The 23,262-nt window shown below is 40.4% G+C and carries 21 protein-coding genes; 12 read left to right on the forward strand and 9 right to left on the reverse strand.

Annotated features, from left to right (window positions below; genetic code table 11):
• Positions 1–102: 102 nt before the first annotated feature.
• Complete coding sequence (ggt, locus tag JF50_RS14275; protein WP_039610085.1) at positions 103–1,875, reverse strand: gamma-glutamyltransferase; 1,773 nt, start codon at positions 1,873–1,875, stop codon at positions 103–105.
• A gap of 81 nt (positions 1,876–1,956) precedes the next feature.
• On the opposite strand from ggt, the gene rrtA reads away from it, so the two are divergent.
• Positions 1,957–2,556, forward strand: coding sequence for a rhombosortase (rrtA, locus tag JF50_RS14280; protein ID WP_039610086.1), 600 nt, complete (start codon positions 1,957–1,959; stop codon positions 2,554–2,556).
• A gap of 90 nt (positions 2,557–2,646) precedes the next feature.
• On the opposite strand, the gene JF50_RS14285 is transcribed toward rrtA, so the two are convergent.
• The 5 genes from JF50_RS14285 to JF50_RS14305 form a co-directional block, all read right to left on the reverse strand.
• Positions 2,647–5,130 (reverse strand): prolyl oligopeptidase family serine peptidase, encoded by a 2,484-nt coding sequence (locus tag JF50_RS14285; RefSeq protein ID WP_039610087.1) that lies wholly within the window; start codon positions 5,128–5,130, stop codon positions 2,647–2,649.
• A 279-nt stretch (positions 5,131–5,409) separates the two neighbouring features.
• Complete coding sequence (locus JF50_RS14290; RefSeq protein WP_039610088.1) at positions 5,410–6,348, reverse strand: YeiH family protein; 939 nt, start codon at positions 6,346–6,348, stop codon at positions 5,410–5,412.
• 57 nt (positions 6,349–6,405) lie between these two features.
• Positions 6,406–7,554 carry a 5-(carboxyamino)imidazole ribonucleotide synthase gene (locus tag JF50_RS14295; protein ID WP_039610089.1) on the reverse strand — a complete coding sequence of 383 codons (1,149 nt, stop codon included), beginning with the start codon at positions 7,552–7,554 and terminating at the stop codon, positions 6,406–6,408.
• A 1-nt stretch (position 7,555) separates the two neighbouring features.
• Complete coding sequence (gene purE, locus JF50_RS14300) at positions 7,556–8,038, reverse strand: 5-(carboxyamino)imidazole ribonucleotide mutase (protein ID WP_039610090.1); 483 nt, start codon at positions 8,036–8,038, stop codon at positions 7,556–7,558.
• Positions 8,039–8,217: 179 nt separating this feature from the next.
• A complete protein-coding gene (locus JF50_RS14305; protein WP_039610091.1) occupies positions 8,218–8,433 on the reverse strand; it encodes a hypothetical protein in 216 nt (71 codons plus the stop codon).
• 135 nt (positions 8,434–8,568) lie between these two features.
• On the opposite strand from JF50_RS14305, the gene JF50_RS14310 reads away from it, so the two are divergent.
• Together JF50_RS14310 and JF50_RS14315 are read left to right on the forward strand one after the other, a co-directional pair.
• Positions 8,569–9,093, forward strand: a complete 525-nt coding sequence (locus JF50_RS14310; protein ID WP_039610092.1) for a TetR/AcrR family transcriptional regulator — start codon at positions 8,569–8,571, stop codon at positions 9,091–9,093.
• 90 nt (positions 9,094–9,183) lie between these two features.
• Complete coding sequence (locus JF50_RS14315; RefSeq protein WP_052262310.1) at positions 9,184–10,971, forward strand: sensor domain-containing diguanylate cyclase; 1,788 nt, start codon at positions 9,184–9,186, stop codon at positions 10,969–10,971.
• Between the two features lie 32 nt (positions 10,972–11,003).
• Here JF50_RS14315 and JF50_RS14320 read toward each other — a convergent pair whose 3' ends face one another.
• The gene (locus JF50_RS14320; protein ID WP_039610093.1) at positions 11,004–12,626 is read right to left on the reverse strand and encodes a PepSY-associated TM helix domain-containing protein; all 1,623 of its coding nucleotides are present in this window, start codon (positions 12,624–12,626) and stop codon (positions 11,004–11,006) included.
• Positions 12,623–12,934 carry a hypothetical protein gene (locus JF50_RS14325; protein ID WP_039610094.1) on the reverse strand — a complete coding sequence of 104 codons (312 nt, stop codon included), beginning with the start codon at positions 12,932–12,934 and terminating at the stop codon, positions 12,623–12,625. The genes JF50_RS14320 and JF50_RS14325 overlap by 4 nt, the downstream gene beginning before the upstream one ends.
• 603 nt (positions 12,935–13,537) lie before the next feature.
• Between JF50_RS14325 and JF50_RS27190 the strand changes: the two genes are divergently transcribed.
• The 3 genes from JF50_RS27190 (at position 13,538) to JF50_RS14340 (ending at position 15,843) form a co-directional block, all read left to right on the forward strand.
• Positions 13,538–13,711 (forward strand): hypothetical protein, encoded by a 174-nt coding sequence (locus JF50_RS27190; protein ID WP_160290485.1) that lies wholly within the window; start codon positions 13,538–13,540, stop codon positions 13,709–13,711.
• A 575-nt stretch (positions 13,712–14,286) separates the two neighbouring features.
• Positions 14,287–15,003 carry a hypothetical protein gene (locus tag JF50_RS14335; protein ID WP_039610096.1) on the forward strand — a complete coding sequence of 239 codons (717 nt, stop codon included), beginning with the start codon at positions 14,287–14,289 and terminating at the stop codon, positions 15,001–15,003.
• Positions 15,004–15,489: 486 nt separating this feature from the next.
• Positions 15,490–15,843, forward strand: a complete 354-nt coding sequence (locus JF50_RS14340) for a DUF6559 family protein (protein ID WP_039610097.1) — start codon at positions 15,490–15,492, stop codon at positions 15,841–15,843.
• A gap of 104 nt (positions 15,844–15,947) precedes the next feature.
• Here JF50_RS14340 and msrA read toward each other — a convergent pair whose 3' ends face one another.
• A complete protein-coding gene (msrA, locus tag JF50_RS14345; protein ID WP_200890414.1) occupies positions 15,948–17,159 on the reverse strand; it encodes a peptide-methionine (S)-S-oxide reductase MsrA in 1,212 nt (403 codons plus the stop codon).
• 400 nt (positions 17,160–17,559) lie between these two features.
• Between msrA and JF50_RS14350 the strand changes: the two genes are divergently transcribed.
• The 6 genes from JF50_RS14350 (at position 17,560) to pcp (ending at position 23,235) form a co-directional block, all read left to right on the forward strand.
• Positions 17,560–19,074, forward strand: a complete 1,515-nt coding sequence (locus JF50_RS14350; protein WP_039610098.1) for a leucyl aminopeptidase — start codon at positions 17,560–17,562, stop codon at positions 19,072–19,074.
• Between the two features lie 165 nt (positions 19,075–19,239).
• Positions 19,240–19,896 carry a 5-oxoprolinase subunit PxpB gene (gene pxpB / locus JF50_RS14355; RefSeq protein ID WP_039610099.1) on the forward strand — a complete coding sequence of 219 codons (657 nt, stop codon included), beginning with the start codon at positions 19,240–19,242 and terminating at the stop codon, positions 19,894–19,896.
• Positions 19,890–20,831 (forward strand): biotin-dependent carboxyltransferase family protein, encoded by a 942-nt coding sequence (locus JF50_RS14360; protein WP_039610100.1) that lies wholly within the window; start codon positions 19,890–19,892, stop codon positions 20,829–20,831. Before pxpB ends, JF50_RS14360 begins: the two co-directional genes overlap by 7 nt.
• Positions 20,824–21,561: a DUF969 domain-containing protein gene (locus JF50_RS14365; RefSeq protein WP_039610101.1), complete on the forward strand. Its 738-nt coding sequence runs from the start codon at positions 20,824–20,826 to the stop codon at positions 21,559–21,561. Before JF50_RS14360 ends, JF50_RS14365 begins: the two co-directional genes overlap by 8 nt.
• On the forward strand, positions 21,558–22,580 hold the full coding sequence (locus JF50_RS14370; protein WP_039610102.1) for a DUF979 domain-containing protein: 1,023 nt from the start codon (positions 21,558–21,560) through the stop codon (positions 22,578–22,580). Before JF50_RS14365 ends, JF50_RS14370 begins: the two co-directional genes overlap by 4 nt.
• Entirely contained in the window at positions 22,573–23,235 is a 663-nt protein-coding gene (gene pcp, locus JF50_RS14375; protein WP_039610103.1) for a pyroglutamyl-peptidase I, read from the forward strand. Before JF50_RS14370 ends, pcp begins: the two co-directional genes overlap by 8 nt.
• The last annotated feature ends 27 nt before the right edge of the window (positions 23,236–23,262 follow it).

A 23,262-nucleotide genomic window follows, 5' to 3' on the forward strand; every position in this document is an offset into this window, starting at 1 on the left:
ATCTTTAGTGCACATCAGACCAATAAAACGGCCCTGTAAACGGAAGAGAGATCCGTAAACAGGGTTATACATTATAACTGAATAATCTGTAATATCCTACGCTTACTCGCTAGATTCTCCAAGTGCGACCCCTTCTCTTCGGGGATCTGCACCACCAAAAAGAAGGCCTTCTTTAATTTCGATTGCATGGATCCCTGAATTTAGGTCAGAGATACGTACTTTGTGCCCTTTCGACTCAAGCCATGGCTTCATTGCTTTAAGCGCAGTTCCTTTCTCCAAAGTCGTATACTTATTCCTATTGGTCACTCTAGGCAGGTTTATCGCTTGTTGAGGAGTGAGGCCCCAGTCCAGTACACCAATCACTGTTTGGGCAACATAATTTATAATTCTGCTACCTCCGGGAGAGCCAACAACTAACTTTAAACTCCCATCTTTATTGAAAACCATTACTGGCGCCATTGAGCTTCTTGGCCGCTTATTTGGTTCTACTCTATTAGCAACCCAGTTTCCCCCGACTTTAGGCGCTAGCGAAAAGTCAGTAAGTTGGTTGTTCAATAGGAAGCCATTAACCATCACCGTAGATCCAAAACCCATCTCAATGGAGCTAGTCATAGAAACTGCGTTACCTTTACTATCTACAATGGAGAGATGCGTGGTTGAGGGTAATTCATAGCTGTTATCTTGCGCATACGCTAATTTGCCTTTGGTAGGATCGCCCACTGGCATATTTTGATTGTCCCTATCGCCAATTAATTTAGCTCGAGACTTCAAATAAACAGGGTTAAGTAGCCCTTGTGTAGGTACATCAACAAAATCTGGGTCCGCAATGTAAAAGTTGCGATCAGCAAATGCTAAACGAGAGGCCTGTGTAAATAAATGAACAGCTTGAGGGTCATTTGGCTTATATTGTGCTAGCTTTTTACCTTCCAACAGCTTTAATATTTGCAATACCGTTAAGCCTCCACTGCTGGGAGGTGCCATTGAGCAGACTTTGTAGTCGTGGTAAGAAGTACAAACTGGGTGACGCTCTTTACTCTGATAATTAGCCAAATCTGACATTGATAAATGACCTGGTGCTATTTCAGAGTTTTGCACCGCCTTTACCATATCCTCAGCATACTTACCTTCATAGAAGGCCTTTGGTCCATACTCTGCGATTTCTCTATACAAGCTAGCTAATTCAGGATTTTTAACTAACGCACCAATTTCTAAAGCTTTTCCATTAGGATAAAAGTACTCTTTGGCTGGGGACAACTTTGTGAGACCCGGATTAAACTCCTTTTTTAACAGCATATGCAATCTGGGTGATACCTTAAACCCTTTACTTGCAAGTTCGATAGCGGGCTTAAATAACTGTTTCCACTTAAGTACACCATATTTATCATGTGCTTGCTTCATTGAATGAATGATACCAGGTACACCCACCGATCGCCCACCAACAACCGCTTCAATCCATCTTACAGGTTTGCCCTCTTTGTCTAAAAAGAGCTTATGGTCGGCTTTTTTAGGCGCGGTTTCTCGGCCATCAAAGCTTGTTAAATAGTTATTTTGTTTATCATAATGAAGAATGAAAGCGCCCCCTCCAATGCCTGAAGATTGCGGCTCAACCAAAGTAAGTACAAGCTGTGCAGCAATCGCAGCATCAATAGCGCTACCGCCTTGTTGCAGCATCAACTGGCCTGCTTTACTTGCATGGGGATTAGCTGCAACAACCATGTATTTTTCAGAGATTTTTTCTTTTTTAAGAGTAAATCCTGTCGCCGCCTCCGGCTCCCTCGCTTCTCTTTTTTTAGGGTCAGCTTGATCTGCTAGCGCAGGAAAGCTAGAAGCAAGTATGAGTGCAATGAATGTTTGCTTAAATTTGATTGTATTCATTATTTATTTTCGATCTTCGTTGGCATCATAAAAGTTAACAGGCACAATATATAAAAATACCTTTATTATTGTAGACATAGCATGTTTGGTTTCAACCTTCCTATCAGCCCTCAATACATAATTCCACCGGTAACCCTAGCGATAATCGCAACGCTACTCATGGTGTTTGATATGCGAGATACCCTTGAGTTTCATCGTCAGTTGATCAGTGAAGGTCAAATTTGGCGAATTTGGAGTAGTCAATATATCCACACTAACTGGATGCACTTGGTTTTGAACCTTGTCGGCATTTTATTTATATGGGTACTGCATGCGGAGCATACGTCAATACGCCGCTATTTTACACATGTATTATTACTCGGATTATGGACCGGGTTAGGTATATGGCTATTTTGTCCAGATATCAGAGTATACACAGGATTGAGCGGATTGCTACACGGAATTATTGTTTGGGGCGCGCTCAAAGATATTCAAATGAAAGAGTCAACTGGTATGCTTTTATTCCTGGGCATAGCGGGTAAACTCGCTTGGGAGCAATATGCTGGACCCAGTGCAGAGGTCGGCAATTTAATTGCTTCTCGAGTGGCAATAGAATCGCACCTTATTGGGGCAATAGGTGGTCTTGTGCTGGCAATTCCTCTCTTAAAAAGTAGCCAACGCAACGATATCTCTGACTCTTAAACAGGCAGACAATAACGCAATTTAACTGGTGTAAACACTGACCAATAAAACTTAAAAAAGCCAGCAGTATGCTGGCTTTTTGTATTTTATTTAAAGGTTTTCTTTAAATAGTTTGTAGATACGACGATATTCATCTAGCCAGCTTGATGGTTGAACGAAACCGTGCGGCTCTACTGGGTAGATGGCTGTTTCAAAATTTTCTTTTTCAAGTTCAATGAAACGCTGTACTAATCTAACAACATCTTGGAAAAATACATTGTCATCAATCATTGGGGCATTGATTAATAGAGGTTTATTTAAACCTTCTGCAAAGTAGATTGGTGAACTTCGCTTATATGCAATTGGATCTACATCAGGTCTGTTCAAAATATTAGACGTGTACGGGTCATTGTAATATGCCCAATCAGTAACTGGACGAAGTGCAGCTCCAGCCTGGAAAAGCTCAGGTTGTGTGAACAATGCCATAAAGGTCATGAAACCACCGTAAGAGCCCCCATAAGTACCTACTGAACCTGCATCTACATTGGCATTCTCTGTCATCCACTTAACGCCATCAGCCAAGTCTTGAATTTCAGGTGTGCCCATTTGACGATAAATTGCTGTACGCCAATCACGGCCGTAACCTTTAGACGCACGGTAATCCATATCCATTACCACATAGCCTTCGCTTGCAAGTAGTGAATGGAACATAAATTCTCGGAAATAAACCGACCAACCCATATGTGAATTTTGTAAGTAGCCAGCACCATGGTTAAAGATAACCGCTTTACGCTTTTTACCCGTTTCACCAGGTTTGTAATCAGCTGGATAATATACCTTCGCGTAGATAGGCTCGTCGGTGTGGCTAGATGGTACAGCAACTATCTTCGGGGCTATTAGCTTTTTGTTTAAAAACTCGTCTGATACTGTATTTGTTAGGCGCTTAGGCTGAGCATTAGGCTTTGCATCAGCAACATACAGCTCTGTTGGCATCATAATTTTCGAGTGCTTAAGCAATACTTTTGACTCATCAGGACTTAAAGAATAATCCGTCAAGCCATTAAGATCTGTAATCGCAACTTTCTCTTTGGTATTTACATCAACCGTGTAAATTTCATAAATACCAGGGTGATCAACGTTTGCCTTAAAGAAGAACTTACTGTTGTCACGGGTCAGCTTTGGTTCAGAAACAACAAATTTACCTGAAGTCAGTTGTTTTGCTTTGCCATCAATAGGCTTTACATATAAGTGACTGTATCCTGATTCTTCGGATAAGAAGAACAGTGTATCTTCGTTGTTCAGCCAACCAAAATCATTGTAAGCATAGTTAACCCAAGCTTTGTCATGAAGCCTATGCTGAGGTTCAAGCTCACCTTTATCAAAGTCTAATGTGGCGATCCAACGGTCTTTGTTGTCCCATGCTTTGAACATTAAGGCAACTTGATCGCCTTTGCTATTCCACTGGATTGGAGACTGCGACCAGTACCAGTCTAACATCATCTTGATAGCTCTTGGCTCTTTCACAGACTTGTAAGTCTCACCTATGGCCTCAGCATTTTCTCTTTTAACATCCGCTAAGACGTCTTCATCAAACCCAGGTAATGTTTCGAAACCAATCGACTTTTCAACACCCGTCTTTAAATCAAAATAACGTACTTCTACTTCTACTGGTTTGTTATCAGCGACTCTGCTTCGAGCTTGCACTGGATCGATGTTACCATCTTGCCCAATGTAGTTTGGCATAATGTCTTTGCTAGTCGATTGAGAGAAAACATCATCTTTACTTACTACCACAATGAGCTTGTCGCCGCTTGGCGAAATACTTGACTCTACAAGTCTATTTCCTTCGCCAAGGTATATTTGCTGATTTGCAATTGAACCATTTTGCAACTCAATATCTGCTTGACGCGCTTCTCTATCCAGTGCGTTTTTATGAGTTAGCGCAACATAATCAATGAGTTTATGTTGCTCTTTAGCGATGTAGGTTGATGGCTCTGGCGTACCCTGTGGCTTATTGCCTAAGTGTATCTTTACAAGTTCTTGTGTAAGGCCTGTTTCAACATCAACCGAAAAAATTGTATTTTTTACTTTATAGGCAAGCTCTCCAGAATTCATGAACTGGATAATTCTTTCTTTTTCACTTGAACGAGTCAGCTGTTTAATCTGTTGCGTTTCGGTATTTTTGACAAAAATATTGCCTTGAAACGTGTATGCTTGCAGCTTACCATCGGTAGAGTAAATTGCGTTATTACTACCAATCTTATGCAGGTTTGACAAAGCGATTTGCTTTGTACCTTTACTATTGATTGAAAAAGTATCCCTAAGCTGATTTCCAACCTGTTTTTGATTAAAGTAGATTGTCTCGCTATCTGCCCCCCAGTACGCACCTTCTGGTGAGCGACTTATCCAATCTGGATCAGCCATAGCTTGCTCGAGCGTAATATTTTCGCTACCAAAATCAAGCGGTGTTTGCACGTTTTCTACAACAGTTATCGCACTATTATTTGCGTTTTCAAGATCAGATTGTTGGCTTGTTGTTTGACAGCCCGTTAGCAGTAAACCTGCTACGGCAATGCTCAAAAGGGATTTTTTCATTAGAGCTCTTCTTTTAAGATTTTAATCGTCGCAATTTAATCAAAAGATAGAACATTATTCGATAGGTTTAAGACCAATAAACAAAGTTTTTAGCTTGTTTGCAGGTGCGTTCACAAAAAGGAAACAATGAAGAGTAAAAAAAGGCCAGTAAAGCTACTGGCCAAATACTCTCTGCGCTCACATAGTCGTTGATGAACAACGAGTATGAAATGAGGCATATCCAAGCCTCACATAATAAGACTAGTGCAAAATTAAAAGGTTCAAAAAAATTTAGTAATTTTATTTAATAAAACCGTCAATAATTAATACAAGTATGACAGAACTGACGATGACCCATAAAATCAATGCCATAACAAAAGGTTGCCAGCCGCATTGCGATAAAACTTTCTTTGAAATCCCAGAGCCAATCAAAAACAAGGTGCCAACCAACAGTGCTTTAGCGCCCTCGTAACTTAATTCCCAAATTGGTTTGAGCGTTGGCACCCAAGTGTTTATTGCTGCGGCTAATAAAAAGCCAATAATAAACAAGGGGATACTTGCTCGCTCCTCCGATCGCCAAAACACACCTGCCAACGCTGTATATGGGACAATCCACATTGCACGAGTTAGTTTAATTGTTGTTGCCATAGCAAGTGCTGCTGGGCCGTATGCCGCTGCGGCCCCAACAACACTACTCGTATCATGAATGGCAAGTGCACTCCAAACAGCAAATTGACTTTGACTGAGTTCAAAATAATGACCGAGCCAAGGGAATACCAACAAACCAACAGCATTAAGTGAGAATACAATGGCCAGTGCCACTGCAATTTCGTCTTGTTTAGCTTTGATCACCGGCGCCATCGCTGCAATAGCGCTGCCACCACATATGGCAGTACCAAACGATATCAAAGTTCCCGTATTTTTATTTAAACGAAAAAGCTGAGTTAAAATTTCGCCAAGGCCAATAATTGCAGTAATGCTTACAATAGTTAAAACAATGGAGCTTCGACCGACCTCCAATACTTGCATGATGTCTACATTGAATCCTAGCCCTATCACCGAAATTTTAAGCAACAACTTTGATAAATTCGCACTTTTGATTTCGAACGGATTTCCTAAAAAAAGTGCAAATGCAATACCTAAAAAAAGCGCGCTTGCAGAACCCAACAGTGGGCTAACAGATGCAATGAAGCACAATATGTATAACGCTTTAGGATAGTTTGGGTTATTCGTGAACATAGACGAACTTAATAAGTACTTAATACAATAAAAAGCCGAGCTATTGCTCGGCTTTTTTTAATTCAAAATCAAAGTGTGGCTTGTAGCACCGACACCAGGATAATCATCATCAGGGAGTATATCAGCGAGCTCTGCTAACCTTTCACCTAATTGATGTAGGTTGTCTGCCGACACATTGATATGCCCCATTTTACGACCTGGTTTTGACTCTTTACCATACCAGTGGCTTGTACAATCAGACACAGCTAAAACACTGTGTGGAATGCTTTGCTGTCCGAGTACATTGATCATCGCTGTAGGCCTAACCAACTCAGTTGAGCCAATCGGCAACCCAGTAATTGCGCGCATGTGATTTTCAAACTGACTAGTATGCGCTCCTTGTTGTGTCCAATGGCCTGAGTTGTGAACACGAGGTGCAATCTCGTTGACCAGTAATTGACCACCAACATCGAAAAACTCGATTGCTAATACACCAACATAATCTAACTCTGTTGCTAGCTTTTCAAATGCTGATTCAGCTTGGGCTTGAATAGCGGCTTTTTCCTTACCTGCAATAGATAGAGTTAAAACACCGTTAGTATGCTGATTTTCAGTTAAAGGATATACTTTGTATTGTCCATCCTTGGCACGCACGCCGATAATAGATACTTCTCTATCAAACGGTATCATTTTTTCTGCAATGATAGAATGTGGTGCATCGCCAGTGCCAGCATCTAAAAAGTCTTTCATTTCAGACCAAACTTGCTCTGCATCATCTGGTGTTTTTAAGCGCCATTGCCCCTTACCATCGTAACCTGCTTGGCAGGTTTTGATCACAAGAGGTAAACCAAGTTCATCTATGGCGTCAATGAATGCTTGTTTTTCTGTTATTAATGCGTAGGGAGCACAAGGAACTTGCGCATTGTCTAACAAAGACTTTTCTTTACTACGGTCGCCGCCTGTCGCGATAGACTCAGCGCCAGGGAAGAATTTTCCGCTTTGTTGGCAGACGCGTAAAACATCTTCAGGAATATGTTCAAATTCAGCCGTAATAGCATAAGACTGTTCGACTTCCTGTTCAAGTGTGGTTGGTTTTACTTCAAAAGTCACCGGGTTTATCACTTGTTTAGAACTTACATCGTAAGCTAAAACATCTATACCCAAGTGTGTAGAAGCTAGGCTCATCATGCGGGCCAATTGACCCGCGCCTAGAACTAGTACCTTCATATTACTCAGCAGGGTTAGGGTTAGCTAGAATTGTTTCAGTTTGTGCTTTTCTGAATGCTTCTACCTTCTCAAAAATTTCTGGTTGCTGACAACCTAAGATTTGAGCAGCTAGCAGACCAGCATTTGCGGCACCAGCATCACCAATTGCCAGTGTGCCTACTGCAACACCTTTTGGCATCTGACAAATAGAAAGTAAAGAATCAACGCCATTTAGCGTTTTAGATTTAACAGGAACACCAAGTACTGGTAAGCTTGTAAATGCAGCAGCCATACCTGGTAAGTGCGCTGCACCTCCTGCTCCAGCAATGATAACCTTAATACCGCGATCTGCTGCTGATGATGCATAATCGGCCAATAATTGAGGAGTACGATGCGCCGAAACCACCTTTGTTTCATACTCAATGCCAAACTTATCTAACATATCTGCCGCATGTTGCATTGTAGGCCAATCCGACTTAGAGCCCATGATAATGCCAACCGTCATAATAAATCCTCAATTCTAAATTAAACGATACTTACTACAGCGCTAAAGGGGTTGCGCCGAAATCGGGAGTATTATACCCGAGTGATACGTTAAAGCGAGCATCAATAATTAAAAAACCGCAGAGTGCGGTTTTTTGGCTGCAATATAACTCATTGCAAAGAATACGTTTTTACCAAATATTATCCAATCGGACTTTCTTGGACTGATTTTAGATCAGCACTACGCTTTTCTGAAGCTAAGCGCCAATGCTTCAAAAACGCTTCTGGACCGAGAATAAAAATAAATAACATCAGCCCGCCTGGAATGAGAACTAATTTTAGTACGGGTCCAAGTACATAGCTATAAAAAGCAATAAACGGGACAAATAAGATATAGCCGATAATTCGCGTTAGCATTAAATACCTCCTAATAATTGAGCGCGCTCATTTAATTTAATGAGCGCGCTCAATTTTGTCAATATAAAGATTAGTTTGTTACATTTGTGGTAATTTATGATAAGCTTTCATATGTACTCAATACGTTGATTTAATATGAAAAAAAGAGAAATAACAGCTCAAAAAATACTAGATGTTAGCTGGAACTTATTCCAAGAGTATGGCTATGCAGAGACAACAACTCGCCAAATTGCGACACATGCGTCTGTAGCCACTGGCACGGTGTTTAGCCACTTCCCTAACAAAATTGATATTTTGAAACTTGCAATGCACCAACGTATTGATGAAGTACTCAAAACTGCACATCAAGAAAATGAGCAGACAAGCCCTCGTTTGCGCCTTAGGCATTACGCTAAGTTTTTATACCGTTTTTACTGTGAAAACCGCCCTTTTAGCAAAGCACTTTTGCAGGACTTAATGTGGCATAGTGCATTTTTTGAAGAACAACTTACAGAGTTTAAACACATGCTTTTTGAAGGTCATAAGTACGATGAAATAAAAGCTACAGCGATGATGGATTGTTACTTTATGACGCTTATCTATGGACTAAATAATGAACACTTATCTCCTGTCGACTTAGTGTCACTTCTTACTGCGAAGCTACAAATGATACATACATAACACTGTATGATGTGTTCTTTTATATTGTTTTTGCTCAATCGGATATCCACTTCTAAGCTTTAGGTAGAGTCATTACCCAATCTGTCGCTTGTGAAAACCATATTCGTGTTATTGTTTTGCTTCCTGTCCTCTGCCCACGCAGCTGAGTCAGATCTTACGTTAACTAATGGCAAATACGTCAATCTCAGCGCTGGAAGTCAGTATCTACAAAATAACCAATTTGGTATCGTAGATGTGCTTTCTTTACCTAAAAATCATTGGACAACGAATGAAGTCAATAATTTTAACTTGGGTTATACCGACCATGTTTATTGGGTAAAAGTAGATTTCTCACTACCCAGCGACGAACAAACTTACCTAGTAGAAATTGCCTACCCGGTTCTTGATAGTTTAAAACTCTACTTGATGGATAATGATGATGTACTCAGCTATGCCAAACTTGGAGACAAACAGCATTTTGACGACCGCCTAATCAAACACCACAACTTTATTTTACCCATACGTAAAGATATAAGTGGCCCTCTGACTTTGTTTATTCAAGCAGAATCTACCAGTGCTTTACAGTTACCGATACGACTGTGGGAACAAAAAGAGTTCTATGAAACCGATCAACTCAACACGCTTTTTCTCGGAATCTATTTTGGTTTAATGAGTATTATGGTGATTTACAACATATTTATGTACATGTCTCTCAAAGACGAAACTTTTCTATACTACGTTGTTTACGTCTCGGCCATAATCGCGTTTTATTTCAGTTTATCTGGACTTGCCTTTAGGTACTTGTGGCAAGGGAGTTTATGGTGGAACGACCAATCCATTCTATTTTTCTTGGTGGCAGCTGTTTTAGCGGGTACATTTTTCATTATCAAACTGTTAGAACTCAGAAAAAATAGCCTTATTTTATACAGAGGCTGTCTCATCATTATAGGGTTAGGGATCTGTTTGTTATTTGCATCTATGTATTTTACCTATGGAACTATGATAAGAGTTATCATTTTATATGCTTCAATAGCCTGCTCCTGGGGAGTCATTACGAGGACAGTAAAACTTTTTGAAGGCACACATTTCTCTACATATTATTCATTGGCATGGAATGCAGCATTATGTGGTGGACTTATCCTTGCCGCAAATAAGTTAAACTTCTTACCTAATAACTGGTTTACCGAGCATGCGTTAACCATAGGTACTTCTATAGAAGTTGCGTGTTTGTCCTTTGCTATGGCAGAAAGAATAAACTCAGAAAGAAGGAAGCGTTTTGTTGCGCAGGCAAGAAGTATGACAGAAATTCGTAAAGCTAATCAACGTCTAGAAACAGAAGTCATGAACAGAACTAGAGAGCTTCAAACTGCATACGACAAACTCAAACACATCTCTCGTATTGATGAACTCACACAAGTATTTAATAGACGAAGCCTCAATGATGCACTCAATACTGAATGCATGAGAGCGAAGCGATTCGGACATTCTGTCAGCTTATTAATGATCGATATTGACCATTTTAAAAAAATTAATGATACCTATGGCCATCAGTGTGGTGATAAATGCATTGCCCATATCGCGGATATACTAAAAAAGACATGTACTCGAGCTGGAGATATTGTTGCTCGTTATGGTGGAGAAGAGTTTTGTATTTTGCTCCCCGAATGCAATGAAGGTGATGCATTTGAGTTGGCCGAGTTGGTAAGAAAGCACACTGAAGCATCATTCGTTAGATTTGAAAATACAGTAATTAAGCTGACTGTAAGTATAGGCATTGCTACGCGTTGGGGTATAGACTTAGAGCCACATGAATTGGTTAAACAATCCGATATGGCCTTGTATTTTGCTAAACAACACGGTCGCAACCAAGTGTCTCTCGGTTCAGTTCTAGACTCCTAAATAGCCGGCATACCTTCCGGCCAAACGAGGTATTATGCTACTCTACTTCGAACGTGAGGCTGCTTACTCATCTTAGGGCAATACCAAATACTGTCTACTTCACCTTCATAAACTCTCTGTCGTGCTCGCTTTAATGCATAACAAGCGGCCAGTGCAAATCCAATCGCGCCCATTTCAATTCCAAAATCGGCCATCGAGTTAGGGCTCCAAATCCCAATTGAAGGTAGTGCTAAAGCAATCATTGAATTAAGTGGTATCATAATACACAATGCAATAAACAAGCTTAAGCCAATTATGCTGAACCTTGCTGCGCCTATAATAAATGCGCTCGCCATTGTGCTTAAGAACAATGTATAGTAAACCCACATATAAGCTATATTAATATTCCAATCAGCTAATGTCAGCCATTTGCTGGCTGCAAAAGTACCCGCTAAACCAATTAGGCATCCCAGCGTCACACCAATTGTTAAATTAGCCATAAAGTGACTTGAGCGACTTTGCTTAGTAGATTGTTTTTTACGCCTTTTTTCGAGCCAGATTAGGTTTCCACTGTAAAACAAGAATGCACCGCCTAAGCCCATTACAAAATAAAGCCATCTGCCTAGCTCTCCGCCATAACTCCCAAAATGTAAGCCAAAAAAGCTCGTTACGACTGCGCCCCAGATGCCTTGCTGCCCATGATCACTTGTGACACTACTCGAATTTATCTCTAATGTGAAAGGGTTCATAAATACATAATCATTATGCGGACCGCGCATCAACGTACGCTCACTGACTATCATTACCGTTGCAGAAGGGTGTGCTGTCGTTAAACGGCTTAAACTAATGCTTTTTACTTCATAACCTGGTGCATACGTTAATGTGGCTTGTTTAATGTCATCTAACGATGGTAGATCTTTTAATTCATATCGAATCTCTTTATGCGTTTCACCACCACCAAACATGGGTTTATCACCGTAAACTTGGCTCAAACCACCGTAAAATAAATCATGAAATGAAAAAACGATTACGGTCACAGCGATAATGATATGAAACGGCAAACTCGCAATACCTACAAGATTATGTGAATCTAGCCAAAAACGGTTTGCACCTTTTTCTTTTCTCAAAGCAAAAAAGCTTTTTACTAAGCTTGGTAATAAAAAAATCACCCCGGACACAAGCGCAATAAAGTATAAAAATGCGGCGACGCCTAGCACATACACACCCGCTTGGTCATGGCCAAGTTCACCAATGATCCCCGCCGAGCGATGTAAGTAATCCACTAGCATAGAAAGCTCGTTCACATGACGTAACTCGGTGATCATATCTCCTTGTTCATTTAGTGTTGCATGCCAAACTTGGTCGTCCATCGAAAACCCACGCGCTGAACCATGCCCATACCATGATACGGGTGAACTAGCTTCTTCAAAGCTGACTGAAACCCCTTTGAGTGCCTCAGGGTTTAAGGATAAAACTTGTTGTAATAATACATCGTGCTGACCAGACTCTACCTGAGGTAATTGATAGTCTGGTGGTGTCGCCCAGTCGTTAATAGCAGAGCTAAACATAGTTAACGAACCAGCAAAAAAGCCTATGAACAGTAATAAACCGGCTGTGATACCTGTCCATGTATGCAAGCTCTGGTATGTCCTTAAAATGTCTGACCTAATCTTCATAGGTAACTCCTTAATGCATAGACAATTGCAATTGATAAAACAGCGCTACTGCCAAGATAAAACCAAGCTTGCTTACCGGTTTTAAACATATAGACAAAGCTTAAGATCAAGCACCAAACAGGCGTGATCATCCACATATTAAATTGTGTTTTCCAGGACCGCTGCTCTGGGGTAATTTGCTCTGTAAGACCTGTCGGGCCAACCCACGCAAAAATTCCTACCAAGCCTAGCGCCAAGAAAAACCCTGCAAACACCCCCGCTAGCGTCTTACTCCACCAATGTGGTTGGATTTTATCTGTTTGAGACATGCTTAATTCCTTTTAATAAAAAGCGCGACAAACGGAAAACAAAATAAAGCTGCCATTAAGATAAGGAGCCAGATAAATACACCTGCCGAACCAACAAAATTAAATACCCCTACCAAAATCGCCGTGGTAAACAATCCATAGCCCAGTTTTTGGTATGTTTTAGAGAGTGGCTTTTTTAAGAGCCTTTGGTGTCTGTTAGACAAATATGACAAAATTGCACCATTGCTTATCAATAGCACCATCAGAAACGCGTACAAACCTATGCTCCTATCCTTAGTAATGAGAGTATTTGGGATGCGGGATTATAAACATAATAGGAACATCATTGCACAGCTTAAATATAATGAGAATGGTTTTTATTACAATAATAATATGAGATTTTCTAATAAATGAATTTGTTCATATAAAACAAGCTACGATAACATTATGTTAAATAAAGTAGAGATCTCGCTTCATTACTCATTCCCTCCTTCCAAAACAGAAAATAGCGCTTCTTGTATAGGCGTGGTTGACAACCGACCCTATATTTAGTTTCCTCTTGATATTCTGTGTTACGCTTTAGTATCAACCAAAACTTAAACACTGCCTTCAAGGTAAACAATAATGGCAAGCAAAAGAAAAATGACGACTAAAAATAACAATATGGGTTTGTGCATCGCTTTAGGTGCTGGTACAGGGATAATTTTTGGAGAATTTACTGATAACGTAGGGCTTGGACTAATGCTTGGTGCAGCAGCTGGCATGATAATTAGCTTGAGTAAAAAGCCAAATTCTTAATATTTGCGTTTAATACAAATGACACACAAACCAACTTAGCATCTTATTTTTATCCGGCCCTCATTTTTTGCTGGCCTCAAATAGTCTTTATGCTTGATCATTAATCTTTATCTCGTATCAAAAATAACACTATTCAATAAATTATCTCAATCGTGCAAATTTAGAACAAACTGACTAGATACTGCTCTGCTCATGTGAGGTGATGACGACTTTTTTATTTTCGATTTAATGTTTATTGAGATACCGAAGAGCAGTATTCAAAGTCAATTGCAATATATGGATAAGTGACTTATTTTTGAGCTGTTGTTATAGTCGGGTTTATTAAAACACACAAAGATAAATCAAATTTTAACACTGCTGCAAACAAGCTAAAAATATAGCTTACGCCGCAAAAAACTTATCGCAGAGTAACAGTATAAATGATATGGAATCCGCTAAAGCTTGACGATAGAGCCCCACTGAATCAACACACATTATTTTGGTGGCCTATATTGTTTTTCATAGGAATAGGACTTTACCTTTCATCTCCAATTTGGTGCTTTTGCATTCCAAGTGCTGAAAATTATGAAGCGATTATGAGCTTTCTTAAGCTTCCAATTTTTGTTGCCAGTATCTCAGTGCCTGTTTCTTTATTAATAAGCAAGTTTCACAGTTCAAAGTTAGCCGCAAAATCTAATGCACTAACAGAAAAAAACATCGCCTTTAATCACTACTTCGACCTTAAAAGGCACTTCAAAGAACATATAAATACAGAATTAACAACCTCAGATAACTATAAGAGTATCGAGATTGTAGACATCGAAAAACTTTTCGAAGCTATATTTCCTCATAACTCTTGGGATCAAACCGATTTAACACCATCGATAGCGGCTTTGGCTATAAAGTTCGTCGAGTGGATTGAATCAATTGAGAAAAACCTAATGTGTATAAACATTGATGGAAAAGTAGGGACATCACAATACGATGAAGTTTCGAGGAAGCTTGCTCTTGCAGCATTGAATGGCGCATTTAAAATGACACCATTACAATTTAACCAGCAGTTTGTATCCATAGCATGGGCCGATAGTGAATCCCCTCTAATACATGCTATTGAACTACTTTATGATATTACAATGATCTCAGGACAATTTTCGAAACTCCCTTTAGCCGAACTTGCAGCGCGCTTAAGTGAAGAAAAGCACACAAGTACTCATCAATTATTTAGTAAAAAAAGCAATGCTATAGATAACTTTGAATGTATGTTTTCGGTTCTTATAAAAGACTATGATGATGGATTAAAGCAGCAAGCGTAAACACTTCAAATTCTTAGAATGCGTTCGCAAAAACACCTTTTAGCTTAATCACAGTCACGCACGGACATCAACAAAACGAATCGGTTATGTTGCGTTTATAAGTGCTAAGCAAACAGTTCGGTTGAACTATGAACATAATGATTTTAAATGGATGGCGGTAGAAAAAGCATACACGTTTTTACCCGATTACACGCATGCATATATCAAGCATATAGAAGATAACTTTATCAAGAGCAAACCACAGCCAAGCCAAAACCTTTTATAACCAGAGGCATTCATAAAGTTAAAAGCATCACTATTTAGTGTGTTGGTAGTCTTTACCTCACTGTTTTTCAGCTTTAGAGACCATCAACATAAATTTCAAGTCTACTCTGCTTATCCCGCCCTATTACAAACAGTATCAGCGTTAAGAACCGGTTAGGTGCTTTACTATTTATCATGAAGTATAAATAATCTACATTCTCTATCGTTATAAAAGGAAAGATAATGTTTCTTATAAAATATAAAAAGAAAAAAGCAATCAGAAGTTACATATCTACTCTGGGTAAAGATCTTGCTCGCAGATACGGTAAAAGCAAAACATATACTACTGGACAAGTTGAAAAGACTATTCATGATGAAGGCTATAACTGGAGGCATATTTGCTACGCTCATGCTCTATATACTAGCATGAAACAGTTCGATAAATGGCACAGTGATCGTGGTGAAGTATGTGACTATAACAGTATGCGAGAAGAAATATCTGATTCATTTTTTAGCGGGGATATGTCACCCATAGAGTCAGGCAGTTTTATGGAAGGAAGTGCTGGCGGCTCCTCTGGTGATGGTGGTTCAGATTAACATAAACAAAGTATAAGCAGTCAAAGCATTAGCAATATGCTTTGACTGCTTATATCCTATTTTTACTTTAACAAAAGCCTAATCAAGACTAAGGTACAATACTTCTAGCTCTTATTACTTGGAATAAAATCCAAAACATTAGCATTAATACAGTATCTATCCGCCCCATTAGGCCCTTCTTTTTCAAATACGTGGCCTAAATGGATGCCAGTAGATTTAGAGCGTATTTCGGTTCTGACCATGCCGTAACTTAAGTCTTGATGATATGTCACACTGTCTTTTACCGGATATTTAAATGATAACCAACCAGTACCTGAATTAAATCTATCTTTTGTATCAAACAAAGGCGCACCACTGAGCTTATCGACAAACACACCCTCCCCTGTATTTTTGAAAATATCGTATTGCTTGCAAAATGGTCTCTCTGTGCCTTTTTGAAAGGCAATTTTATAGGCCTCTGTATCACCTAACTTAAAAGCGCCGAGCACTTTGTAAAAGGTTTCTCTATTCATAAAACCTTGATAACCTGCAACCTCTTTGCCATTTTCAATCAACAAAATAGTCGGTGTTGCCCACGTAGCCGACATAATATCTATGCCTTGCAGTTGATCGGCATATCTATAATGAAGTGGTATAGAGCCTTGATAGTCATTCAGTACCGTGCTTTTCAACTTTTCGCAATATGGGCAGTAACTGCGAGAATCTAGAATGACAATATGTTTACCGCTCTTCAAAGCATCGTTATCAACAAATTTTGCTTCTTTTTTTTCAAACGTCACCCCTGTACTATGATCTGGACAATATCCATTGGGATTTTTTGCTAAATAGTTTTGATGGTACTCTTCCGCTGAATAAAATCGTTCAAGCGGCTTAATTTTAGTTTGAATATCTCCGTATCCTGCTTGTTGCAATAAAAGTTGGTAACGCGCTTTTAAATCATGAGCTTGTTTAGCTTGTTCATTTGTATCAAACAAAATAATTGAACGATATTGAGTACCCACATCGTTCCCTTGGCGGTTCTTTTGTGTGGGGTCATGACTTTCAAAATACGACTTAATCAAAGATTCTGTAGAAATTAAATTAGCGTTATAAGTTACTTTCACCACTTCAGCATAATTGTTTTCGTCAAATCGTCTACGCGGGCTAACGATGTTTTTGTAAGTCGCTTTGAACCCTCGACCATCGGCATAACCAGACTCTGCATCAATCACGCCTTTCATTGCTTCATAGCGCTTCTCTGGTCCCCAAAAACAGCCAGAGCCAAGCACAAGCATTTGTATATTCACACTCGCATTTTCCATTTCAGGTTTTGGCATATCAGCGCCATAGCTAAAAGCCGAACATAAACCGAGTAACAAAGTAAAGGTAATCTGCCTTTTCACTTAAATGCTCCTATCATAGTCATCTAAACATTGAGACCGTGTTTCCCTTAAAACCATTTCAAAATTTTGTATAGTAATGAGCATTATGACCAGTCTAAAAATTGCGCCATTCGATACTTATCTAGAACATATATGAATAAAACCCTTATTTTTTAACTAAGTTTTCATTCGCTATGCAAAATTTAAATCTGATTGCTACACTCACTTCACACAGGCTATTTATTCGCTGCAATTGCAACTCACCCTACAATACGAGCAGTTCAACGACATTAGATTAATATGCCTATGAAAATAAGGTAAAACGTTGCCACGCAATATCCAGAGGATTATAAAAATGTCTTTTATCTCTCGCCTTTCAGCGATCGCAGTCGCACTTGGTACATCAATTTCGGTCAATGCTGCAGACATCCAATTCACTTCTACACTTGATAACGCAGATTCTTTAGTTGTATTCAAAACTGAAGATAAAAAAGCGGCTTTTAAGTTTCTAGACAAACCGACTAGAGCGCAATTAAACAGAGCATTAGAAAGTGAAGACTTCCAAGGTAAATTTGGAAAAACAGTTGAAGTACTTGCGCCAGTATCCTCTGACTATAAACGCATTATTGTGGTTGGTCTTGGTAAAGAAGACGAACTAAATGCAAGCAAAATGACAAAAATTGGTGGCAACTTACACGCCAAGTTAGAAGACAAAAAATCTGCCAGTGTTGCAGTTGCTTTTGAAGACTTTGACGGTGAAATTAATAACTCACAGCTTGCGGCTCAACTAGCGCATGGTATCAACCTTCGTGACCACACTTTTGAAGTATACAAAAAAGAGCCGAACAATTTTAAAGTAAGCTACAGCATCGATGTAGACAGCAAACGTAAAGCAGCTAAAGAGTACATTACGCTAGAACACATTCAATCAGGTGTTTTCTTAGCGCGTGACCTTACATCAGAAATTGCGTCAGAAATGACACCAGTTGATTTTGCACAAGCGGCAAAAGAGCTTGAGCAATATGGTGTAGAAGTAAAAGTATTAGAGCCTGCTGAAATTAAAGAACTAGGCATGGGGGCACTAGAAGCGGTAGGCCGCGGTAGTGCGCAAGGTTCACGCCTTGTTATCGCACACTATAAAGGTAACAATGACACGCCTATCGCATTAGTTGGTAAAGGCATTACCTTTGACTCAGGTGGTTATAACGTTAAAACAGGCAAATCTATTGCGCTAATGAAAGTAGATATGGCTGGTGCTGCTGCCGTACTTGGTACTGTGCAAGCTATGGCAAAAGCAAAAGCAGACGTAAACGTAGTTGCTGTTATGCCTATGGCTGCAAACATGGTATCAGAAAACTCTTTCGCACCAGGTGATGTGCTTCGCACAGCGGAAGGCCTAAGTGTTGAAGTCCTTAATACGGATGCTGAAGGTCGTCTAATTTTAAGTGATGCTTTATGGTACGCTCGCGAGTTCTATAAGCCAGAAATCATGATTGACCTTGCTACATTAACAGGCTCAAAAATCCGTGCAGTTGGTAACGACTACTCTGCTATTTTCTCAGAGGACGATGAGCTAGTTAAAGAATTCACCATTGCCGGTCAAACAGTTAACGAACAAGTATGGCGTTTACCACTTGGATATAAAGACGCACTTAAGTCTGATATCGCAGATATGACAAATGTTGGCTCATACGGTCCAGGTGCGACAACTGCTGCAACCTTCCTACAGCAATTTGTTGGCGATACACGTTGGGTACACCTTGATATTGCAGGTAATGCAATTTCAAAGAAAACCAAAGATGAAGTACCAGCAGGTGGTACAGGTTACGGCGTACGAATTCTTAGTGAATGGCTGTTGAGCGGTAACTAATCTACTTTCAGAAAAGGCCATGCAATTGCATGGCTTTTTTTGTTATTTCTAATAGTGTGGCCTCGCACACCATAAATATGTATATTAAACACGCATATTCACCTAATATGACAACGCAAAAATAATTAAGAATATCGTGTTGCAAATTATAATAAAGACAACGTAATGACTAACAACAAGATCTATATCCTAGGCGAGCGTGCACTCGTTTTAGAGATCACACAAGGTACCCTATCCCAGGAACAACAAAGTAAGCTTTTCGCGCTTCACGCGTGGATGCGAGAACAAAAGGCCTTTATTGATATAGTCCCTGCAAAAACCACAATCACTGGCTATTTAATGCATTCTCAAGATCCAGAATATTGGTTAGATAAAATGCAAGATGCTTGGCAAAACATAAAGCCAGAATCTTATGCTCCGACTGTCCATACAATTTTGACACATTACGGTAAACATTTTGGGCCAGACCTTGAGTCTGTTGCTAGTTTAACCGGCCTTTCACAGTCTCAAGTGGTAGAACTTCATAGTCAATGCCGATATCAAGTTAAGTTTTTGGGATTTTTGCCCGGCTTCGCTTACCTTGGAGAATTAAGCTCGGAACTACACCTGCCGAGATTGGATTCACCAAGAACGCATGTTCCGAAAGGGTCCGTTGCCATCGCACAAGACTTAACCGCTGTGTACCCTAGCGAATCTCCGGGTGGTTGGCGGTTAATTGGTCATACAGACACCGTATTATTCAATCATAATTTAGATTCACCCAGTATTTTACAACCTGGAGACGTGGTGAAATTTATACCTAGCACGGAGGGCATATGCTAACAATCTTAAAATCTGGTATTCAAGCGTGTATACAAGATTTAGGAAGAGAAGGGTTTAGGCACTTAGGGGTTTCACAATCTGGCGTATTAGATCCATTGGCAGCAAAAAGTGCCAATATACTTCTAAACAACCAACAAGAAACACCAGTCATAGAAATTACAGTGGGTCTATGTCAGTTTAAGTTTGAGAAACCAACAAATTTTGCAATTACAGGGGCTGATCTCGGTGCAAAGCTTTCTGGTCAGCAATTGGCGGTTGGTTGGCGCTATCATGCTAACCAAGGTGATACGTTAACGTTTGCTACAAGTAAAACTGGGCTTAGAGCCTATTTAGCGATCCAAAATGGTTTTTCCAAATTATCCCCTGTCATGAATTCATATTCTACAGACTTACAAGCTGAGTTTGGTGGCACAAATGGCAAACCACTTAATGATGGTGACGTGCTTGAATATGAGACCAACACAGCGCTAAGCTCCATCGGTGCTGCACTACCAGAATATACTGACACAATACGTGTCATTGTAGGGCCTCACATAGATATCATGTCAAAAGACAAACAACAAAGTTTGTTTGAGCAAAATTGGGGGGTATTGCCGCAAAGTAATCGTATGGGCGTTAGGCTATCCAGCAAGACAGACTTTACCCACAACATCAGCATTGCAAGCCAAGGCGTTTGCCCAGGAACAGTGCAATTGCCGCCAAATGGCGACCCCATTGTGCTGTTAAATGACAGCCAAACAACAGGTGGTTACCCCATCATTGGTCAAGTTATTGAGGCAGATCTTAGACAGTTTAGTCAGCTTGGTGCTGGCCAAACATGCAAGTTTCTAGCCGTTGATAGGACGCAAGCTTTACAGGCAAAAACGCAACAATTACAACACATAGCACAGCTTGAAATCGCTGTACAACACCACAATAAGAAAAAACATGACTGAACTAAACTTACTCCCATTAACGGGGATTTTGGTAGTCGTATTGGGCTTTGCCCTGCGATTCAATCCCTTATTAGTCGTCACCGCAGCCGGTCTAATTACTGGTTGGGCTGTCGACCTAAACTTTTCTGAATTACTTGCCACGTTTGGTGAAAAGTTTATGAATTCAAGACAACTTGCCAGCTTCTTACTCATCCTACCTGTGATTGCAATTCTAGAACGCTATGGTTTACAAAACCGTGCTAAAAACTGGATAGCTAACATTAAAGGGGCAACCACTGCCAGAATCTTAGGTATGTACTTTGTTGTGCGTGAATCCTCTGCAGCTCTAGGGCTTTTAAGCCTTGCAGGTCAAGCACAAACTGTTCGTCCACTACTTGCTCCCATGGCGCTAGGCGCAGCCGCGAACCAACATGGTGAATTACCAAAAGAAGTAAAAGATATGATCAGTGCACATTCGGCTGCGTGCGATAACATTGCAGTCTTTTTTGGCGAGGATATCTTTATCGCCTTTGGTGCAGTTTTATTGATGGATGCGTTTTTGAAAGAAAATGGCATTGCGGGTATCGAACCTCTGCACATAGGCTTGTGGGCGATCCCGACAGCGATTTTCGCGCTTATCGTTCATTTATTCCGCCTTGCTCGACTTGAAGCCAAGATTTGCAACAAAATTGCTGAAATCAGAGAACAAGAAGCACAAAACAAATCAGCAACGTCAGAGGAACCCGCATGAGCGCAGTAAATCATTCATCACAAGCTGAGGCACCGGCATTACTTTCCATTGAAAATATTTATTTGCTGATCGGCTTTTTAGTGTTATTCCTCGTTATCAAAACACTTCAAGATAAAGGGCACCCAAAACGCTACACCACCGCCCTGTTTTGGATGTTGTTTGGTAATGTATTTTTATTTGGTGACCTCTCCATTGCTCTGATCGGTGAAACACTTACTTATCAATGGGTAGGTGTGAGTGTGATCATCATCGCCCTGCTAGCAGGTATGGGGAAAGTCTCCATGGGGACTTATTACACCCCAAGCGATGAAGAACTCGACCAAAGTGCAAAATCAATTGGTAACAAGCTATTTATACCTGCAATACTCATCCCAATCATCACCGTAATTTGTACCTTATTTTTAGGCGGCATTAACCTAGGTGGTACCTACTTATTTGATCAAAACCACCTAACTTTGGCGTCATTAACACTCGCTTGCGGTGGCGCTTTGTTAGTGGCATGGAAATTCACTTCTGGCAGCCCTATTCAAGCAATTGGCGAGTCTAGACGCCTTGTGGACTCCATTGGTTGGGCTGCTATTTTGCCGCAAATGCTGGCCATGCTTGGTGGTGTATTTATTGTGGCGAACACAGGCACCGCGATTCAAGATATTGTCACTATGTTTATTTCGCCAGATAATCGCTTCATGCTCGTTGTGCTTTATTGTGTTGGTATGGCACTGTTCACCATGGTTATGGGTAACGCGTTTGCGGCATTTCCGGTAATGACCGCAGGTATCGCCGTACCATTTTTAATCCAGGGACATGATGCAAGCCCTGCGCCTCTAGTTGCGATAGGCATGTACTCGGGATATTGCGGTACGCTTATGACGCCGATGGCTGCGAATTTTAATATCGTGCCTGCGGCGCTTCTTGATTTAAAAGATAAATACCAAGTGATCAAAGTACAAATTCCGACTGCGATCGCCCTGCTCATCATCAATATTTTCTTAATGTATGGGGTAATATTTAATGACTAAACCGAATCACCCTACGGTATTAATTACTGGTTTTGAACCTTTTGGTGGCGAAGAGATCAACCCATCATGGCAAGCTGTGCAAAAACTAGAAGGATTAATCATCGAAGGCCATATGATAGTGACACGTGAACTTCCTTGTGAATTTGATACCTCACTTGAGTCTCTTTACAACAGCATCGCACTGCACGAGCCAAACCTGGTCTTATGTGTCGGTCAAGCTGGCGGCAGAAGTGACATCACCATAGAGCGTATTGCTATCAATATCAACGACGCTAGGATCAAAGACAATGCTGGCCACCAACCAATCGATACCCCTGTGATAAAAGGCGGTCCAGCGGCGGTATTTGCCAAGCTGCCGATAAAACAGATGCTCTGGGATTTACATGAAGCGCACATTCCTGCCAGTATTTCAAATACCGCTGGCACCTATGTATGTAATCATGTGATGTATGGATTATGCCACTATATTGAAACACACAAGGCAAATTTAAAAGGCGGATTTATCCATATTCCCTATTTGCCTGAGCAAGCAGTGCACCACAGTGGTGCACCAAGTATGGCAGAATCTACAGTCATTGCAGCACTAAAAGCCATGATTGCGTCTGCTTTGACTCACGATCAAGACTTAGCCATTGCTGCGGGTACAACCCACTAAGCCCTTGCCTTATTTTGGTGCAGAAAT

Source organism: Pseudoalteromonas luteoviolacea (genome assembly GCF_000814765.1).
GTDB lineage: Bacteria > Pseudomonadota > Gammaproteobacteria > Enterobacterales > Alteromonadaceae > Pseudoalteromonas > Pseudoalteromonas luteoviolacea_H.

Bases quoted from the DNA above. Each gene is read 5' to 3' on its own strand.
- JF50_RS14365 (WP_039610101.1), top strand. From the start codon at position 20,824: ATGACTGAACTAAACTTACTCCCATTAACGGGGATTTTGGTAGTCGTA.
- JF50_RS14305 (WP_039610091.1), bottom strand. From the start codon at position 8,433: ATGCTAACGCGAATTATCGGCTATATCTTATTTGTCCCGTTTATTGCT.
- JF50_RS14320 (WP_039610093.1), bottom strand. From the start codon at position 12,626: ATGAAGATTAGGTCAGACATTTTAAGGACATACCAGAGCTTGCATACA.
- JF50_RS14350 (WP_039610098.1), top strand. From the start codon at position 17,560: ATGTCTTTTATCTCTCGCCTTTCAGCGATCGCAGTCGCACTTGGTACA.
- JF50_RS14310 (WP_039610092.1), top strand. From the start codon at position 8,569: ATGAAAAAAAGAGAAATAACAGCTCAAAAAATACTAGATGTTAGCTGG.
- JF50_RS14340 (WP_039610097.1), top strand. From the start codon at position 15,490: ATGTTTCTTATAAAATATAAAAAGAAAAAAGCAATCAGAAGTTACATA.
- ggt (WP_039610085.1), bottom strand. From the start codon at position 1,875: ATGAATACAATCAAATTTAAGCAAACATTCATTGCACTCATACTTGCT.
- JF50_RS14295 (WP_039610089.1), bottom strand. From the start codon at position 7,554: ATGAAGGTACTAGTTCTAGGCGCGGGTCAATTGGCCCGCATGATGAGC.
- pcp (WP_039610103.1), top strand. From the start codon at position 22,573: ATGACTAAACCGAATCACCCTACGGTATTAATTACTGGTTTTGAACCT.
- JF50_RS14360 (WP_039610100.1), top strand. From the start codon at position 19,890: ATGCTAACAATCTTAAAATCTGGTATTCAAGCGTGTATACAAGATTTA.
- JF50_RS14325 (WP_039610094.1), bottom strand. From the start codon at position 12,934: ATGTCTCAAACAGATAAAATCCAACCACATTGGTGGAGTAAGACGCTA.
- msrA (WP_200890414.1), bottom strand. From the start codon at position 17,159: ATGCCAAAACCTGAAATGGAAAATGCGAGTGTGAATATACAAATGCTT.
- JF50_RS14370 (WP_039610102.1), top strand. From the start codon at position 21,558: ATGAGCGCAGTAAATCATTCATCACAAGCTGAGGCACCGGCATTACTT.
- JF50_RS14285 (WP_039610087.1), bottom strand. From the start codon at position 5,130: ATGAAAAAATCCCTTTTGAGCATTGCCGTAGCAGGTTTACTGCTAACG.
- JF50_RS14290 (WP_039610088.1), bottom strand. From the start codon at position 6,348: ATGTTCACGAATAACCCAAACTATCCTAAAGCGTTATACATATTGTGC.
- purE (WP_039610090.1), bottom strand. From the start codon at position 8,038: ATGACGGTTGGCATTATCATGGGCTCTAAGTCGGATTGGCCTACAATG.
- JF50_RS14335 (WP_039610096.1), top strand. From the start codon at position 14,287: ATGAGCTTTCTTAAGCTTCCAATTTTTGTTGCCAGTATCTCAGTGCCT.
- pxpB (WP_039610099.1), top strand. From the start codon at position 19,240: ATGACTAACAACAAGATCTATATCCTAGGCGAGCGTGCACTCGTTTTA.
- rrtA (WP_039610086.1), top strand. From the start codon at position 1,957: ATGTTTGGTTTCAACCTTCCTATCAGCCCTCAATACATAATTCCACCG.
- JF50_RS27190 (WP_160290485.1), top strand. From the start codon at position 13,538: ATGGCAAGCAAAAGAAAAATGACGACTAAAAATAACAATATGGGTTTG.